The organism is Flavivirga algicola (genome assembly GCF_012910715.1).
GTDB lineage: Bacteria > Bacteroidota > Bacteroidia > Flavobacteriales > Flavobacteriaceae > Flavivirga > Flavivirga algicola.
The window spans coordinates 98,940-115,607 of sequence record NZ_JABBHF010000002.1 but is presented as its reverse complement, the minus strand read 5'-3'; the positions used below and the strand labels follow the sequence as shown (position 1 = coordinate 115,607).

Annotated in this window: 17 protein-coding genes and 1 pseudogene; 5 read left to right on the top strand and 13 right to left on the bottom strand. The window is 32.5% G+C overall.

Annotated elements, in window-relative coordinates:
* Positions 1 to 103: 103 nt before the first annotated feature.
* Positions 104 to 1,000, top strand: a complete 897-nt coding sequence (locus HHX25_RS03360) for a hypothetical protein (RefSeq protein WP_169670128.1) — start codon at positions 104 to 106, stop codon at positions 998 to 1,000.
* Between the two features lie 238 nt (positions 1,001 to 1,238).
* Here the strand turns inward: HHX25_RS03360 and HHX25_RS03355 are convergent, their stop codons facing one another.
* Positions 1,239 to 1,634, bottom strand: a complete 396-nt coding sequence (locus HHX25_RS03355) for a hypothetical protein (protein WP_169670126.1) — start codon at positions 1,632 to 1,634, stop codon at positions 1,239 to 1,241.
* A 122-nt stretch (positions 1,635 to 1,756) separates the two neighbouring features.
* On the opposite strand from HHX25_RS03355, the gene HHX25_RS03350 reads away from it, so the two are divergent.
* Complete coding sequence (locus HHX25_RS03350; protein WP_169670124.1) at positions 1,757 to 2,200, top strand: Lrp/AsnC family transcriptional regulator; 444 nt, start codon at positions 1,757 to 1,759, stop codon at positions 2,198 to 2,200.
* A gap of 3 nt (positions 2,201 to 2,203) precedes the next feature.
* Here the strand turns inward: HHX25_RS03350 and HHX25_RS03345 are convergent, their stop codons facing one another.
* The 4 genes and pseudogenes from HHX25_RS03345 to HHX25_RS03330 all read right to left on the bottom strand — a co-directional run bounded on the left by HHX25_RS03345 (position 2,204) and on the right by HHX25_RS03330 (position 5,105).
* Positions 2,204 to 2,707, bottom strand: coding sequence for a hypothetical protein (locus HHX25_RS03345; protein ID WP_169670122.1), 504 nt, complete (start codon positions 2,705 to 2,707; stop codon positions 2,204 to 2,206).
* Positions 2,708 to 2,711: 4 nt separating this feature from the next.
* Positions 2,712 to 3,372, bottom strand: a pseudogene (locus HHX25_RS03340) (DJ-1/PfpI family protein).
* A gap of 114 nt (positions 3,373 to 3,486) precedes the next feature.
* On the bottom strand, positions 3,487 to 3,864 hold the full coding sequence (locus tag HHX25_RS03335; RefSeq protein WP_169670120.1) for a VOC family protein: 378 nt from the start codon (positions 3,862 to 3,864) through the stop codon (positions 3,487 to 3,489).
* Positions 3,855 to 5,105: an MDR family MFS transporter gene (locus HHX25_RS03330; protein WP_169670118.1), complete on the bottom strand. Its 1,251-nt coding sequence runs from the start codon at positions 5,103 to 5,105 to the stop codon at positions 3,855 to 3,857. The genes HHX25_RS03335 and HHX25_RS03330 overlap by 10 nt, the downstream gene beginning before the upstream one ends.
* 333 nt (positions 5,106 to 5,438) lie before the next feature.
* Here HHX25_RS03330 and HHX25_RS03325 point away from each other — a divergent pair, with 333 nt between their 5' ends.
* Both HHX25_RS03325 and HHX25_RS03320 read left to right on the top strand, forming a co-directional pair.
* Positions 5,439 to 6,851, top strand: a complete 1,413-nt coding sequence (locus tag HHX25_RS03325) for a cytochrome P450 (protein ID WP_169670115.1) — start codon at positions 5,439 to 5,441, stop codon at positions 6,849 to 6,851.
* Between the two features lie 8 nt (positions 6,852 to 6,859).
* Positions 6,860 to 7,465, top strand: a complete 606-nt coding sequence (locus HHX25_RS03320) for a DUF1684 domain-containing protein (RefSeq protein ID WP_169670905.1) — start codon at positions 6,860 to 6,862, stop codon at positions 7,463 to 7,465.
* Positions 7,466 to 7,610: 145 nt separating this feature from the next.
* Here the strand turns inward: HHX25_RS03320 and crcB are convergent, their stop codons facing one another.
* Together crcB and HHX25_RS03310 are read right to left on the bottom strand one after the other, a co-directional pair.
* Positions 7,611 to 7,976 carry a fluoride efflux transporter CrcB gene (gene crcB, locus HHX25_RS03315; protein WP_169670106.1) on the bottom strand — a complete coding sequence of 122 codons (366 nt, stop codon included), beginning with the start codon at positions 7,974 to 7,976 and terminating at the stop codon, positions 7,611 to 7,613.
* A gap of 1 nt (position 7,977) precedes the next feature.
* Positions 7,978 to 8,997 (bottom strand): SRPBCC family protein, encoded by a 1,020-nt coding sequence (locus HHX25_RS03310; protein ID WP_169670104.1) that lies wholly within the window; start codon positions 8,995 to 8,997, stop codon positions 7,978 to 7,980.
* A gap of 279 nt (positions 8,998 to 9,276) precedes the next feature.
* On the opposite strand from HHX25_RS03310, the gene HHX25_RS03305 reads away from it, so the two are divergent.
* The gene (locus HHX25_RS03305; protein WP_169670102.1) at positions 9,277 to 11,316 is read left to right on the top strand and encodes a dipeptidyl-peptidase 3 family protein; all 2,040 of its coding nucleotides are present in this window, start codon (positions 9,277 to 9,279) and stop codon (positions 11,314 to 11,316) included.
* 348 nt (positions 11,317 to 11,664) lie between these two features.
* On the opposite strand, the gene HHX25_RS03300 is transcribed toward HHX25_RS03305, so the two are convergent.
* The 6 genes from HHX25_RS03300 to HHX25_RS03275 form a co-directional block, all read right to left on the bottom strand.
* Complete coding sequence (locus HHX25_RS03300) at positions 11,665 to 12,051, bottom strand: helix-turn-helix transcriptional regulator (protein ID WP_169670100.1); 387 nt, start codon at positions 12,049 to 12,051, stop codon at positions 11,665 to 11,667.
* A 135-nt stretch (positions 12,052 to 12,186) separates the two neighbouring features.
* Positions 12,187 to 12,810: a response regulator transcription factor gene (locus HHX25_RS03295; protein ID WP_169670098.1), complete on the bottom strand. Its 624-nt coding sequence runs from the start codon at positions 12,808 to 12,810 to the stop codon at positions 12,187 to 12,189.
* Positions 12,807 to 14,579 carry a tetratricopeptide repeat-containing sensor histidine kinase gene (locus tag HHX25_RS03290; protein ID WP_169670095.1) on the bottom strand — a complete coding sequence of 591 codons (1,773 nt, stop codon included), beginning with the start codon at positions 14,577 to 14,579 and terminating at the stop codon, positions 12,807 to 12,809. Before HHX25_RS03290 ends, HHX25_RS03295 begins: the two co-directional genes overlap by 4 nt.
* 6 nt (positions 14,580 to 14,585) lie before the next feature.
* Positions 14,586 to 15,038, bottom strand: a complete 453-nt coding sequence (locus HHX25_RS03285; protein WP_169670093.1) for a hypothetical protein — start codon at positions 15,036 to 15,038, stop codon at positions 14,586 to 14,588.
* Between the two features lie 28 nt (positions 15,039 to 15,066).
* Positions 15,067 to 16,125, bottom strand: a complete 1,059-nt coding sequence (locus tag HHX25_RS03280; protein ID WP_169670091.1) for a trypsin-like serine protease — start codon at positions 16,123 to 16,125, stop codon at positions 15,067 to 15,069.
* Between the two features lie 12 nt (positions 16,126 to 16,137).
* Positions 16,138 to 16,473, bottom strand: coding sequence for a hypothetical protein (locus tag HHX25_RS03275; RefSeq protein ID WP_169670082.1), 336 nt, complete (start codon positions 16,471 to 16,473; stop codon positions 16,138 to 16,140).
* Positions 16,474 to 16,668: the final 195 nt, after the last annotated feature.

Sequence of the window (16,668 nt, the reverse complement as noted above, 5' to 3'; positions counted from 1 at the left end):
TAAGATGTGCTTTTGATCTAATTTAGTACGATGATATAAATTGGTTTTTATACTGGACAATAAGATGAAAGCATAAATTATTTTTAACATTAAAATTATTAATATGAGTATAATTACCCCCGAATTTTTATTTACTTCTTTTAAAGAGGAATTTCTTAAAAAATCCATGGAATATAGTGAAGAGACTATCCCTACATCTCTTATTTTTCAATTTTCAAAGGAAGAAATATTAGTTTTTCATAATCTCGAATATGAACGAATAAGTGGAGAAGACATAAAAAAGGGATTAAGTTATTTAAAATATTTTGGCATCCCTATCAGATTAAGGCTAAAGTATTCTTATAATAATATTGACTTTAGCAAACTGGAAGAGGAGTTTAATGCATATACAGAGATAGCTGGATTTTCTTCAGTATCACATATAACACATTATGAATATCATTTGTTTTGGTTGGGATATGATCGGAAAAATATTTCAATAGAAACTATTGCTAATGTTGAGGAATATTTCCATATTGCAATAACACGCTCATTTGATCAATTACAACAAAACTATTTTGGAGGTATTTCTGTGAAAAAGGAAGGTGAGTCTACAATTTTTAATGAAAAAATTAATAGCCTTGTTTTATATTGGGGAGAACACGAGCTAGATTGTTTTTATATAAATGCTCCAAATAATAGTGATGATCTAAATGACGGAATCATGCTAATATCAAATATTAATATTCACGAAACGGAATATTTAGAGGCATGGACAGAAAAAACAGAAGATTCTTATGGCATTTATGACGAATTATTATTCATTTTATATCGCGTATGTGCCAAATTGAAACAAGATTTTAAGGAGCATTCTCTTTTTGAGTCTAATTTTGAGTGTTATCCATGTTGTCATGATATATCAGAGAGCTTAAATGATGTATATATGCAACTTGCAGAAGAACATTTAAACTTGGATTTAGAAGAATATTTAAAAATATGTGAAAATATATTTGAAGAATAAAAATAATAGAATTAGAATAAAAGTAAAAGAAGTTCAAGTGTTACACAAAAAAATCACTTTTTTGAAAAACGAAAAGAGAGTCGCTAATTCCGAGTGCAGACCGAGGATTTTATTAAATAAAGTTTATTAGCTGTAATTAAGCAAAGGTGTTTTTATAATATCAAGGACGTCGATTTAATATTGTGGTACCCATTACCCATGGATAAGGTTACGGGCAAAAAAATGTAAAAACAACTATCTAAAGCGTTAACAACCAAGTGTGTTGTAACTTCTTAAACTTTTTTAGTTCACTACGTAAAATAGGTAAAAAGTCTTTACCATTACTGTTTGAACGCTCTAAACGATAAGAATTTTTATAAAGCATATTGGTAAGGCGTTTAAGCGAAGCAATGTGTTTGTATTTTCTTTCTGAATAGCGTTCTAATTCTGCATTTAAAATTTCAGGGGCCAGAGATACAGATTGTTGCACGATGTCACCAGAGAAATAAATATTAGAATCTTCAGTACCATCATTTTTCAAAGTAGATAAATCATGATTGAGATATGTAGAAATATTTTGAGAAAGCGTGAAAATCTCAACAGCTTTTTTGTAAATCGGTAATTCCGATAGATTTAATGGGGTATTAGACGACATATTCTTTATTTCTTAGCGTTTTTATCAAAATTAATCACAAGAAATTAGATTCAACTTTAGGTTTTAAAGTAAAAACGTATATTTGCTTTAGATTTTAATTATTTATGGTTAAATTTCATTAAATGGATATTGATAGGCTTAATTGGAAGATTTTAAAGTGTTTACAAGAGAATGCACGTCTCTCTAATGCCGAAATTGGACGTCGTGTTGGGGTTAGTTCACCAGCAGTTTCAGAGCGTATTAAAAAAATGGAAGACTTGGGGCTTATAGAAGGCTACAAGGCTATTGTTTCTCCGTTTGAAGTTGGTTATCAACTTAAGGCTATTATAACATTACGAGCTTTTATGGGGAAGCTAAAACCGTTTTTAGAAAAGGTGAAAACCTATGATGAAGTTGTGAATTGTTATCGCATAACTGGAGACGAAAATATTGTTATGGAGGTCGTTTTAAAAAATCAAAAACACTTAGAATCGTTTATAGATCAACTTATTATTTATGGAGAAAGCAAAACACAAATCGTGTTGTCTGATGTTGTTAAACAAAAAGAAATAAAATCGTTGAAATAAACACTAAAGATCTTCAAAAAAATCGTCTGGATTAAAGGGGATATCATCGTCAGGGTCTTTATCATCATAATCCACACCTGGAGGATTAAAAAGCCCCCAACGGTCAATAATATAATTCCACTGGTCAAAGCTCTTTACCCATTCAGCAAATAAGATTCGAAACATCTCTATTTCTGTTCTTAGCAAGTCTAAATATTCAGTATCCTTAAAACCATGCATTTCTAAGCCACGAGCATCTGTAATAAGTTCTCGGGCAGCTTTGCGGATTATAGCAGCATGTTCCATTTTTATATCATATAGCATGTCGTCACCTGATGCTCCAGCAATTTTAGAAGGAATAATTAATGAGTTTTCCCGCATATAACTTATGTTATTTTTTATCATTTCTGCTTGAATCTCATACTCAAAATCAATGTCGGTTTTTTCGACAGATTCGACGATATAATCTACTAATTTTTGTATTTCCATGGCTTTTTGAAATACAGGTAGTTTTTTCCATTTATCCATAAAATTATTTATTGATTATTATATGAGGAACTTTTTCTAAATTCCAATCAATCACTAAGCCACCTGCTAAAGATTGAGCAACATTTTTCCCATAAAGAAACTCACATAAATATAAAGCAGCTTCAAAACTTTTTGCACCACCTGCCGAGGTAATATATTTTCCATCATGGACAAACAAAACCTCTTTTCTAATGTCTAGTTTGGGGAACATATGTCTCATTTTATCAATATCGCTGGGGAAAGTTGTAGAAACAGCATGGTCGAGTAACCCTGCTTTAGCCAGAACAAAAGCCCCATCGCAGTGGGAGGTAACAAATTGTGCATTTTTATCTACCTGCTTTACAAAATTAATCATCGTAGTATCTTCTAAATCGGAGTCTAAATGATGCTCAGCACTTGGTACAACCAGAATATCGATTTTAGGAAGCGGGTCCTTTAAATAATTAAAATCTGGTAGCATTCGTATACCTTCAAAAGTTGTAATAACATCATCGGTATTGGCAACCGTAAATACATTCATGGCTTTAATGCTATCTCTAAAAATGGTGTGCTGAAAAATATCAAAAGGGGCAGTTAGTTCTGTATTGTATGTGCCGTTCATTATTAGAAACGCGACATTATATCTATTTAGGAGCAAGTTCAGGGAATTTTTTAATGTCCTCAATGGATTTTGAAGTATCATTATTAGTCGATACTTTCTTTTCTCCTGAAGAATTACAACTTATAAAGAGCAGGAGAGTGAGTATATAAAAAATGTGTTTCACGTATTTATTTCATAATTATTTGATACGCCATGGCGGATTTTTTCTGTTCTTCCCGGCATGGTATAAAATGATGTTATTTCCATCTGGATCTTGTAAATGAGCCTCACGCCATAACCATGATTTATCCTCAGGCAATTGCGTAAAAATAATACCTTTTTCTTGAAGGTTTGAAACTAAATTATCCAGATTATTATCTTCAAAATAAATGGTAACACCGCTACCTTTTGGCAATAGATCTACTTTATGAATTGAAAAAGTGCTGTCACCATCAGGACACTCAAATCTCACATACCCTGGGATGGCATCAACGATAAGATGCAATCCCAAAGTTTTGTAAAATGTTGTTGCTTTTTCAACATCTAATGATGGTATTGTAATTTGGTTTAAATCCATAATATTTCTGTTTCTTCTTCTATGACTTTTTCTTTGCGCCTCTTACGTGCATTCAAATATTGTCTTAGTGCAAATAATAAAAATACACAAAGGGCAGCAAGACCTGTAATGATATACCAGGTGTTGTCAAAACCAAGTGCATCAACCATACGCATGCCCGCATTATGACCAAATATGTGCGCTATGGAAAATGCGATACTGTACAAGGCCATGTATTCACCCTGGTTTCCTTTTTTTGCTCTATCCATAGTAAATGCATTTGAAAAAGGAAAGGTTATCATTTCACCAAATGTCATCAATAACATACCGATTATTAATACACCAGCCCAATTTGTAAAGTTTAAGATAATAAAACTTAAACCTGTTAAAACAGCTCCAAAAAGCATGAGTCCAGACTTGGTGAAATTGGTGTTTTCAAGCCATTTTATTAAAGGCATCTCGAAAACAAAAATGAGAAAACCATTCATTCCCAAAAGAATACCAATATCAAATTCACTTAAATAATGTGCATCTTTATAATACAAAGGCATGGTCGAAAAATATTGCAAGAATACAATTCCAAATAGCACCATAGCTGCAAGAAAAATTAAAAATGCTTTATCACTATATGCCGACTTCGGATTTTCTGTTGTAACATCATCCAGTATTTTTGCTTTTTTGGGATTCAAAACATTTATTAAAACAAGTGTAGCTATAACACATGTAATGCCATCTACCCAAAATAAACCACCATAGCTTAGTGATGTTATAATGATACCTCCAATAGCTGGACCAGCAGAAAAACCAAGGTTTATTGCCAATCGGATTAAAGTCACAGATCGTATTTTGTTTTTAGGTTTGCTATAGGCGCTTAATGCTACAAACATAGCAGGGCGAAACATATCTGCAACGAGCATAACCAAGAAAATACCAAAGCAAAACAGTATAAATGTGCTTAAAAATTGTAAGGCAATAAATAGTATACCTGTTACAAGTAAACTAAATACCATCACTTTATAATAACCAATTTTATCGGTTAATTTTCCACCTAACCAAGAACCAATCACAGACCCCAAACCAAAAGCACTCATAATCCATCCGACATCACTTAAAGTAAAATTAAGGCTTTTGGTTAAGTAAAGTGATAAAAACGGAATGACCATTGTACCTGCTCTGTTTATTAGTGTAATTAAAGCAAGCCACCATACCTCTTTTGATAAGCCTTTAAAAGTGTTTACGTAATTGTTGAATAAAGTTTTCATGAGTTCTAATTGTTCAAGTTTCTGTTTTTACATATAGTTTTGTTTTAAAGTCTACAGTTGACTAAAAATAAAAAGTCCGACTGTGAAGTCGGACTTTTATATATTGTTATATTTTATATTTATATCACCACAATATATGACAAGCCCGACCCTTTCTCTTTAAAGAGGCCCATTGCTTTTTACAAATTGTGACGTTATGACGCATTTTTATTTTAATGGCATCAAAGCTATGCAAAATATTCTTAAGTTGTATTTTTGAAATGCGAATATTTTTTAAAATTTTAAAAAATAATAAGATCTAAACACCTTTTAGATTAAAAACAAACCGTATTTATGTCTGATAATCAGTTGATTAAAATTAAAAATTTAAAATCTCCAAAAGGCGCATTCTTATTAGGACATTTACCTCAATTTAATACTTACAATAAGCATCAGGTCTTGGAACGTTGGGTTGAAGAGTGTGGAGATTTGTTTAAAATACATTTTGTTGGAAAGGAATTTGTAGTATCTGCAAACCCAGATTTTAATAATAAAATGCTCCGATTGAGACCAGAAGGTTTTAAACGTTTTTCCAAGATTGATGAAATTTTAAAAGAAATGGGTGTCGATGGTGTTTTTAATGCAGAAGGCAATAGGTGGAAACGACATAGGAAACCAACAGCAGAAGCTTTGAGCGTAAAGAATGTTAAGGCATTCTATCCTATAATTTTAGATAAAACCAAGAGTGTTCTCGAAAAATTTAAAGACTATGCTCAGCAAAAAACAATTGTAGATGTACAAAAAGAGTTTATGGCCTTTACAATTGATATTACTACCGAGATTGCTTTCGGACATAAATTGGATACTATAAATAACAAGTCGAATAGCTTTCAAAAGCATTTGGAAGTTATTTTTCCAATGATTAATGAACGTGTTACGGCACCAATTCCTACATGGCGGTATTTCAAAAGGAAAAAGGATAAAACATTGGACGTATCTTTAAAATCCATAGAAAAAGTAATCCATGGATTCATAGATGATGCTAAAAAACGATTAACGGAAAATCCCAAGTTAAAAGAGCAACCTTCAAATTTCTTGGAAGCTTTATTGGTAGAAAATGAAGACGTAAATTTTACGGATGAAGAAATCTACGGAAACGTATTTACCATGCTATTGGCAGGAGAAGACACGACTTCAAACTCGTTGTCTTGGTGTATGTTTTATTTAGCACAACACCCCGAGATTGTTATGAAAGTTAGGGAAGAAGCTAAGGCCATATATACTGAGAATATACCAGATAGTTACGAGTATGTAGATGGACTAAAATATGCCCATGCGGTGGCTCAAGAAGCGATGAGATTAAAGCCAACAACGCCTCAGTTGTATTTGGAATCTAACGAAGATATTACAGTCAATAATGTGTCTATACCAAAAGGAACCAGCATTATTTTACAGAATAAAGTAGCGCAAACACAAGATCATTATTTTTCCAACCCTAACGATTTTATTCCACAAAGGTGGCTGACAAATGGGTGCCCGATGCATAAAAATCATTCACCTAATGTTATGAGAGCCTTTGGAGGCGGTGCAAGATATTGTCCTGGGATGCATTTGGCAAAAACAGAAATGATCGTATTAATTTCTGTACTATGTAAGCATTTCGATTTTAAATTAGAAGTAAACCCTGAAACCATCAGGGAACGCTTTGAGTTTACGATGTATCCAGAAAACTTAAAGGTAACTTTCTTACCAGCAACAAAAAGATAAAAACGATGATGAAAAAGAACCTTTTAATACTACTATTTTTAGTATTATTGTTCAACTGCGGACAAGAAAAGAAACCGCTTTTGGGTGATACTGAATTTCAAAGAAAAATAAATGCCGAATATAAAGATGCTACCACATCACCTTTAAAAGATAAAGATAGAAAGCACTTTGAGGGTTTGGATTTCTTTAAGTTTGATTCTGCTTATGTTGTAAAAGCTATATTGAAGCGAACACCTAATTCTGAATGGTTTCATATGAAAACGACCACGGACAGGGTTTCTAAAGAGCGTGTTTTTGGGATTTTGTCTTTTGAATTGAAAGGCGAAAAATTTGAATTAGAGATATATCAAGGGCAGGAATTAATGAACGAGCCAGGTTACGAGAACCACTTATTTCTACCTTTTTTAGATGAAACCAACGGATTGGAAACTTATGGAGGCGGGCGTTATATTGATGCCAGTATCCCCGAAGGAAATACTTTTATTATAGATTTTAATAAAGCGTATAATCCTTATTGCGCTTATAATGAAAAGTATTCGTGTCCTTTAGTACCTAGAAAAAACTATTTAAAAACTAGGGTAGAGGCTGGGGTGAAGGCTTTTGGGAAATATTGATATGTTTATCATTAGTAGTAGCTATAACTTATTAATGGTCTTTAATAAACTAATTACATTGTTAGTACTTATTACTTAAGTTTCACCAAAATGTTTTTTAACATCCAATTTATGAGTCGTTTTGTTCATTAAGTCAAACGAAAATTTACCTCACCAAAAACATCCCAAAAAACACAGCTAAAAACCCAATGACAAAACTAGCAATGGTATACATGGCAAAGCTTGTAAAATCCCCCGATTTTAAAAACACATGATTCTCGTAGGCAAAGGTTGAAAAGGTCGTAAAACCACCACAAAAACCAGTAGCTAAGAGTAAGGTCTGGTTTTGTGTTAATGAATCATTTTTTGCCGCCAATCCAAGAATGAGACCAATAAGTAAACTTCCTAAAATATTGGCAGCAAACGTACCGTAAGGAATACCTGTTTCTGCACTGTTTAAATATTTGCCAATAAGAAACCGTAGCACACTACCAAAGCCACCACCTAAAAAAACCAGTAAAAGCTGTTTCATATTATTTTACAGCAATGTATATTTCTGTAACCCAGTCAGCTGGATTAGGTGTACTCATAGGGTCTGTTAGATAAGTCTCCAGCATAGGGCCGTTCTCTGTAAATTCTAAACCATTTTCTGTGAGATGTTTCATGGACGTTTCCCAGGCTTCTTTTAAATTTTCATAATCGCCTTTAAGCGTTGTTTTAACAGCTTTAAAAGGTTCTAGCTGTCCAGTTAAAATATCACTATCTGCACTTATTACTTTAGTAGTAGTTGGAACACAACACGAGAACATAACCGCGTTATTTTCTTCGTCCCATTTGTGATAATATGTAAAAGGAGCCCCAGCCATTGCTATTTTATTAGTCATAGCATAATGACCAATTTTAGGCATCATTTCGGTCATTTTTGCTTCCAACTCTGTTATTTTACAAGAAGCTGTGTTATACAGATAGTAACCACCACTATGTTGGGTAATACCATCAACTTTTACACTGTATTTTTTCATATCCGACATCACGATGCTATCTAATTTTTCAAGACTTCGTTCATAATGAGGTGCAATTTGTTTTTCCATACCGCCCATGAAGGTTGCGAATGCCTTAAAACCAAAGGGTAGATCTTTTCCTGAGATCGTCCAGGTAGCATCCGTGGAGCCATCTTCATTAGATGTAAATTTCCAAGACACATCTGATTTTGGAAACTCCGCAAATTGCATTTCTTGGGTAATCGATTTGTTTTCTTCAGTTTCTATGTTTTTCATCGTTCCAATACCATCTTTATCTTCCCAAGAATAGGAGCCATTAACACCTTTAGTCTGTTCCGCAAGTGTAATTTTCATATCAGGGTCAGCTTCCACCCAAGAAGACCAAGCCTCCCAATTTTTAAAATCAATCACATTATTATATATAACAGCAGCAGGTGCTTTTATAGTTCGGGTTCTGGTAACTTCAAAAGAGTTAGGTTGCACGGCAATGTAAATAGCAGTTCCTATAATAGCGATAAGTAGTAAGAACAAAATGTACTTAAAAGTTTTCATTATTTTTTTGATTAATTAGACAAATCAAATATAATCATTTTTAAACCTCATTTAATAAATTATTATATTTGTTGCGTTAAAAATAGATTTTTTTCAATCGATAAGCTGATTTTTCTGTTAATCAATAATTTAAGAACTGTTATGAATCGTTTTTTTAAACAAGAGTTAAAGAACTTTTTATAAAATGAAATAACAGGATTGAGAATAAGCGCACAGTGAAAAGATTATTTCAAATATCAAAGCCTACAACAACAATTAAAAATCAATAAACATAAATCCATGAAATTAAAATCCATACTAAGTTTAGTACTGATTGTTACTTTGTTCTTATCATGCGGTAAGGATAAATCTAAAGAAAACACAGAAAATAAAGCCGTAAATGAACGTGTTGCATTTGATTATAATGTGGAGCAATTTGCAGATATTAAAATACTCCGTTATCAAATTCCTGGATGGGAAAATCTGACTTTAAAAGAAAAGACTTTGGTATACTATCTTACCCAAGCTGGTTTGGCAGGAAGAGATATTATGTGGGATCAAAATTATAGACATAACCTGACTATAAGAAAAGCGCTTGAGCATATTTACAAAAGTTATAAGGGAGATAAAACGTCTACAGACTGGGATGCTTTCGAGACTTATTTAAAGCGTGTTTGGTTTAGTAATGGGATTCATCACCATTATTCTAACGATAAGTTAAAACCAGAGTTCTCCTCAGACTATTTAAAGCAATTATTAGCTGATACCCATACATCTTTGGAGGGCGAAGCTTTCGATGTTATATTTAATGATGCAGATACCAAGAAAGTAAATCAGGCAAAAGGAGTTGACAACGTTGGTCTTTCTGCGGTTAACTTTTATGCACCCAATGTTACTAATGACGATGTGCGAAGCTTTTATGCTAAAAAACAATCTCCAGACCCAGAAAAGCCGTTGTCGTTTGGATTGAATTCTCAATTGGTAAAAGAAAATGGCGTAGTAAAAGAACGTGTATATAAATCTGGTGGATTATATGGTTCGGCCATAGATGAAATCGTTAAATGGTTGGAATTAGCCAAAAGTGTTGCTGAAAATGATGATCAGGGTCATGCTTTGGGATTGTTGATCGATTATTATAAAACAGGCGATCTGCAAACTTGGGATGATTACAATGTGGCATGGACAGCTGCCACTAAAGGTAATATTGATTATATAAATAGTTTCATAGAAGTATATAATGACCCATTGGGGTATCGCGGATCGTACGAAAACATTGTGCAGATTAATGATTTTGATATGTCTCAAAAAATGAAGGTGCTATCGGATAATGCACAGTGGTTCGAAGATCATGCACCGCTAATGGAGGCTCATAAAAAAGATAGTGTTGTTGGTGTTACTTATAAAGTAGTAACAGTAGCAGGCGAAGCTGGAGATGCCTCACCAAGTACGCCAATTGGTGTTAATTTACCTAATGCCAATTGGATAAGAAAAGAAGTAGGGAGTAAATCTGTTTCGCTGGGAAATATTATACATGCCTATAATAATGCGGGTGGTTCGGAACGTTTAAAGGAGTTTGTTCACGATGAAGAAGAGTTGCAGTTAGTAGAGAAGTATGGACAATTGGCCGATAAATTACACACAGCTTTACACGAGGTTATTGGCCACGCTTCTGGACAGTTAAACCCAGGGGTAGGAGAGACTAAAGAAACATTAAAAAATTATGCGTCAACTTTAGAGGAAGGACGTGCAGATTTGGTCGGACTGTATTATTTGTATGATGCTAAATTACAGGAATTGGGCTTAGTTGATGATTGGAAAAGTGTAGGTAAAACAGCCTATGATGACTATATAAGAAACGGACTTGTTATGCAGCTAATCCGTTTAAATCTAGGAGATGATGTTGAAGAAGCACATATGCGAAATAGACAATGGGTAAGTGCCTGGGTATTTGAAAAGGGAAAAACTGACCATGTCATTGAAAAGGTAGTACGTGATGGAAAAACATATTTTAATATTAACGATTATGAGAAATTGCGGTCACTTTTTGGGCAGCTATTACGTGAAACGCAACGTATTAAGTCTGAAGGTGATTATGAAGCCGTAGAGACCTTAGTGGAGACTTATGGGGTAAAAGTAGACCAAGCGATCCACGCTGAAGTTTTGGAGCGTAATAAACAATTTTTATCAGCACCTTATAGTGGTTTTGTAAACCCAGTATTAGTAGCACATAAAAATGAGGCTGGGGAAATAATTGAAGTAAAAGTAACACAACCAGAAACCTTTGCTGGTCAGATGTTAGATTACAGTAAAAACTATAATTTCTTACCAGAGGTTAACTAGACTGTTTAAAAAATAAAAGAACAGATTCTTTTTGTCAAGGATCTGTTCTTTTATTAACACTAAAAGTCAAAAGAATCAAATTAACAACGATAAGGATGCTAATAATAATTAGTATTTTCATTTGTCATATTCGTTTAGTTATCTACTAGATGCAGAAAATTAAAAATGGTTGCGTAAAATATTACATCTATTTATATAACAGTTTAAATCTTCTTTTTCCTACCTAGTTTCTACGATATATCAATTAATATGCCATATTGACTGATTAAAACAATAAATATACTAAAAATATAATTAATTTCTTACGTTCTAGGATCTATGTTGTTGATAGTTATATGATTATCTTTACTAAGAAATAGATGCTCTTAAATTATTTAAAATAGCATATTGAATAAGTTTTCCCTTTCCCACAAGGTCTAATTTTTTTCTAATATTTTTTCGGTGCGTTTCTATTGTTGAGTTTTTTATGTTTAGTAGAAGAGCAATATCCTTTGTGTTTTTACCATAGCCTATTTGTTGCAGAATTTGTAATTCCCTTTTGGTTAAGCACGCTATTTTTTTTTGAATATTATGGTCTTGAGTCGTAAAAAGAAATATCATTGAATCTATGAGGTCCTTATGTTGGGTTATAGATTTTGTGGCTATTAAAAGTTTACGAATATCTCCTTTTGAGAGCAGATTGTTCTTTTCCTTTAGATTGTTAATAGTTTTTAAAATTTCGTGAATAGCTGTCATTGTAAATTTGGAGCGGTATTTGTGTTATAGTTTTAATTCTAATCAACTTAAAGTTAGGTGATTAAAAATGTCTTTTATAGACTTATAAATCTATGAACTATACTATCACGAAAACATCCCCAATAGAGGGGATACCTAAAACTTGTATTTTTTCTCTAAAGCATAGCGTAGTAATTCCCCTTTTCCCTGAAGTCCTAAAATACGTGCCATATTTTTACGATGGGTATCGACGGTATAAACACCAATAAATAGTAAATCGGCAATTTCTCGAGACGTTTTACCTTGAGCGATAAGTCCAAGGATTTCTATTTGCCGTTTTGTTAAAACGCCCTTTGTTTTAATATACGATTTTGAATTTAAAACATTGGTGTTAATGTTGCCATCTATATAGGTTTCACCTTTTGAGACTGTTAAAATAGCATGGTGTACCTCCTTTAGGGATGCGTTTTTTAGGATATATCCAGAAGCTCCTGCTTGCATCATTTGCTGAATGGCTTCAATTTGCTCAAACATAGTAAAGGCAAGCACATGTATATTTGGATACTTTTTTTTAATTTTTCTTGTGGCTTCGATCCCATCCATTTTTGGCATTCTAATATCTGTTAATACGACATTTGGTTGTTTACGTTCAACGATTTCCATTAATGCAACGCCATCGTTTGCTGTACCTACAATGCTTATGCCGTCTTCATATTCTAGGAGTAATTGAATACCATCTATTAATGACTGGTGATCTTCTGCTATAGCGAGTCGTATCATATAGGAATGTCTATTATTATTGTGGTGCCATTATCAATTTCAGATTCTATGGTCATCGTACCGTTTAAGTGTTCAATACGCTTATCGATGCTATGTATCCCCATACCTTTGTTTTTAGTGGTTATTTGACTTTGGTTAAACCCTTTGCCATTATCTTCTACCATAATGTTTAGGCTTTCATCATGATTGGTTAAATGTATGATGGCTTCTGTAGCTTCGGCATGTTTAATAATATTGGTAACCAATTCCTGAACCATCCTAAAGATAGTCAATTCCAAACTATTTTCTAAGCGGTCTTCTAGGCCATGATCAATCACCTCAATGTTAATTTTGTTTGACGAAGATACTTTATCTGCCATATTCTGTATCGCTTTTAAAAGCCCTTGTTTGGCAATCACCCCCGAGTTTTTGGCATGCGCTATAGAACGGATTTTTTGATAAGTTTCATCCAGTAAATCTGTTGTTTTGTCAAATAATTCTGGAGTATGCTTGTCTTTAAGAGCATTAAAATGAAGTTTGACCGTTGCCATTAATCCGCCTAAATCATCGTGTAAATCATTGGCGATACGTTGACGTTCTTTTTCCTGACCTTCAATCATGGCATCAATACTTAAAAGTTCCTGTTCTTTTAAAACGGTTGCCAGTTTTTGGGTTTCTAAGTCTTTTTCTTGTTCGGCCAGTTTTTGTTTCCGTTTCGTGCTTTTATGAATAAGGAAAGTCGTGATCCCTCCAAAAAAAATAAATGCCAAGGCGCCTATTAATAAATTGAAATTTTGTTTTCGTTTGCCTTCTATTTCTAGATTATTGGCACGGAGTTTTTCGTTGTCGTATTGTTCTTTGATTTTTGATATTTCAATGTTTTGTTGAGTGTCATTGATACTGTCTTTTAGGCTATTTAATTTGTTTGAATAGATATATGCATTTTCATAATCATTACATTTGGAATATGCGTTAGATATATTTTTGTAAAAAACCGCTTTGCTTTTAGCAATGTTATTTTTAATTGGGGTTGAATCAGCTTTTAAATAATAGATTAAAGCTTTTTTACAATCATTTAAATTATAATAAGCCTTTCCTTGGTTATTATAATTATAAGCTATAGTTTCAATATCTTTATACTTAAAGAAAGTAGGCAATGATTTTTTAAAATAAAAAATAGCTGAATCTGAATTTTTTATATAGTCATTAAAAACAGTGCCTTTATTCATGAGGCCATAAGCGACATAGAGTGTGTCATTGTTTTGTTTGGATAGTTCTATATATTTATTGAAATAGTTATTAGCCAAAAGACCTTTGTTTTCATCTAAATAATTTGAAGCGATTTTATGATATATGCTTCTTAAGGATTTGTAATCATTATTTTCTAATGCGTAATTTTTTAGTTCACCTATGATAGATTTTGTTTCTATATTAACATTGTTTTGATGGCTTAATATACGTAGAAGAGCTATATTACAATCGGCAACATCTTTTACGCTATCAACTTGTTTGAAAAGGAGCTTAGAGGCAGACATGTATTTGTAAGCTAGTCCATGATTATCTACTATCAAATTAGCTTCGCCTAGATAGTATTTAATTAAGGCTTTATCGTATGTAGTTGTTTTTAAAGTGTCAATTTTACTTAGTATTAATATAGCTTCATCAGCTCTGCGCTCTTCTAACGCGCTATATACATGTTTTAAGTTGATTTTTTGAGAAAAACAAAAACAAGTATGTATAAAAATACATACTTGTATAAAGTGGTTAATATTTAGATAATATGTCTTCAAAAATTATTATTGTCCCACTAGTATATTACCTTTTTTTACTTCTGGAACCCCTCCTGCATCTTCAAAATGGTGGCATGTCCATTTCGAGTCGTATTCTTCATCTTTTAAATATCTAATATATGCAAATATCAAATCCTGTCCCGTTTTAATTTCTAAATTATCTATGTCTAGTTCATATTTTTTTTTAGGTGGAGGGGGAGGGCTTGCCAAATGTAATGAATGTAAACTTAACCTATATCCAGGCATATCAGGAGAAGGCGGACATATTTCTGCTTTATGCAAATTTCTTATTGTGCTGGATGCATGTATTGTAAACCTAGCCTTTTGAATTTTGTTGTCATTCCATTTGATAAATTGAACTGTTATTAATTCAGATGAAGTATGATAAACAATATACTCCTTTTCTGTGTTTCTTGGAATTAATTTTTCTTTAGGTTCTTTGTAGTGATTGTGATTCATATCTGATAATGTTTAAATTTATAATTTATTATTGTAAAAATTCATGAAAGTTATAAGGTGGGTTTTTATTAATATCATTTCCTCCTTCATTTACAAAAATGCCATTTATAGGGGTAAAAAAAGATCGTTTAGCTTCTTTGTCCCTAGCAAATAAAACTCCTACAACTTCTCTATTCTCATTTGTGATTACAGAGCCTGAGTCCCCTTTGCCAACATCGATATTTTCTATCATGATTTGATTTGTCATAATTATAGGTTTTCTTTCTCCATTATAACTTGAATCAATTCGAAAAGAAGCATTTAAGGATCTTATGTGTCCACAACTTTTGCCATTATAACCGACTTTATATACCAGAGAATTTTTCTTAGGAGTGTTTAGACCTTTGAATGGAGTTTTACAAATTCTATCTCCTGATTGTAATGGATATTTTTTTTCATTCGTAATTTCTACTATGGCAACATCCATTTTTGAATTGTGAAACCATTTTTTTAGCTCCCCAATTTTATGATGTCTAAGTTTTGGGAGATCATGTATTAAAGAAGGGAAATGAATTTCCTCATTTATTTTCGAGTCACCATTTGCAACAACATGAGAATTAGTAATAGCATATAACTTATCGTTTTTTTGTAAATAAAATAAAGCTCCTAATGTGCCTCCTTTATCATCTATATTTAAATTTCCAATTGAAATCCCTCCAGTAATAATCCTTTCTTCTTTATCGTTTTTTGACTTTTCTTTATGTAAAGTCTCAACTCCAGAACTTGGAAAGGTAATATAAGAAGTTTCTTTTTTGAACATTTCCGATAGGTTAATTACAGGTTTTTGATCATATAAATCAGATTCTAGATCTGATAAATTGCTGTTTTTTAAAAATGTATATAAACCACTATTTTCCTTATTCCTGATACTCCATTTTTTAGAATGCTCATACTGGAATATTCGATACTTTTCGAATAGTCCATATTCTATGAAGTAATAATTTTTATGCAGGGGGTTTTCAACCACAGCAGCGTAACTTATAAAAGGAATACTTTCCATTCCTTTAGTTATTTCTATTAATAAATCGTTAGCATCTTTCTCATCCATAATAATTTTAAATTAAAGGATTAAACAAATAAACCAAACCAAAACAGCTATAGCACTCGAAGCACTAATGGTAGGTTCTTTTTCTAAAAGAGACATGGGATTACATTCGTTTGTACCTTCTGCATTCAAACGTGTAAGAGGGTTTCCATCTGGTTTGTTATTTAAGGAAATCATTCCTGGTATTGAAATACTAATGGATGCTGCGGCAAGAGCTGTCAATACACGGTAAAACCAAAAGTGAGGGTCGTTTTTAAAGTCAAGTTCCATTTTATGGGTGATAATCATTATCACAGCAAATGAAATGATCCCAAATAAAAACATGGTAATGGGAGCGACTAGTTTTTTCATGAGAGGGTTGGATTGGTTAATTAATATTGCAAATGTGTCATGTTTTTTGACACAAAAACATACCCAATACTGGGTATATTGGGCTATTAAGATATAAAATGTATTTTATTTAAGGGTATTTCCTTCTTTGATTAGGAAATTGAACACAAAAATTGTTTTAGCTATAAAGTATTGAAAGTAAATTAGTAATGTTAA

Coding starts and splice junctions, on each gene's coding strand:
- HHX25_RS03360 (WP_169670128.1), top strand. CDS start 104: ATGAGTATAATTACCCCCGAATTTTTATTTACTTCTTTTAAAGAGGAA.
- HHX25_RS03355 (WP_169670126.1), bottom strand. CDS start 1,634: ATGTCGTCTAATACCCCATTAAATCTATCGGAATTACCGATTTACAAA.
- HHX25_RS03350 (WP_169670124.1), top strand. CDS start 1,757: ATGGATATTGATAGGCTTAATTGGAAGATTTTAAAGTGTTTACAAGAG.
- HHX25_RS03345 (WP_169670122.1), bottom strand. CDS start 2,707: ATGGATAAATGGAAAAAACTACCTGTATTTCAAAAAGCCATGGAAATA.
- HHX25_RS03335 (WP_169670120.1), bottom strand. CDS start 3,864: ATGGATTTAAACCAAATTACAATACCATCATTAGATGTTGAAAAAGCA.
- HHX25_RS03330 (WP_169670118.1), bottom strand. CDS start 5,105: ATGAAAACTTTATTCAACAATTACGTAAACACTTTTAAAGGCTTATCA.
- HHX25_RS03325 (WP_169670115.1), top strand. CDS start 5,439: ATGTCTGATAATCAGTTGATTAAAATTAAAAATTTAAAATCTCCAAAA.
- HHX25_RS03320 (WP_169670905.1), top strand. CDS start 6,860: ATGAAAAAGAACCTTTTAATACTACTATTTTTAGTATTATTGTTCAAC.
- crcB (WP_169670106.1), bottom strand. CDS start 7,976: ATGAAACAGCTTTTACTGGTTTTTTTAGGTGGTGGCTTTGGTAGTGTG.
- HHX25_RS03310 (WP_169670104.1), bottom strand. CDS start 8,997: ATGAAAACTTTTAAGTACATTTTGTTCTTACTACTTATCGCTATTATA.
- HHX25_RS03305 (WP_169670102.1), top strand. CDS start 9,277: ATGAAATTAAAATCCATACTAAGTTTAGTACTGATTGTTACTTTGTTC.
- HHX25_RS03300 (WP_169670100.1), bottom strand. CDS start 12,051: ATGACAGCTATTCACGAAATTTTAAAAACTATTAACAATCTAAAGGAA.
- HHX25_RS03295 (WP_169670098.1), bottom strand. CDS start 12,810: ATGATACGACTCGCTATAGCAGAAGATCACCAGTCATTAATAGATGGT.
- HHX25_RS03285 (WP_169670093.1), bottom strand. CDS start 15,038: ATGAATCACAATCACTACAAAGAACCTAAAGAAAAATTAATTCCAAGA.
- HHX25_RS03280 (WP_169670091.1), bottom strand. CDS start 16,125: ATGGATGAGAAAGATGCTAACGATTTATTAATAGAAATAACTAAAGGA.
- HHX25_RS03275 (WP_169670082.1), bottom strand. CDS start 16,473: ATGAAAAAACTAGTCGCTCCCATTACCATGTTTTTATTTGGGATCATT.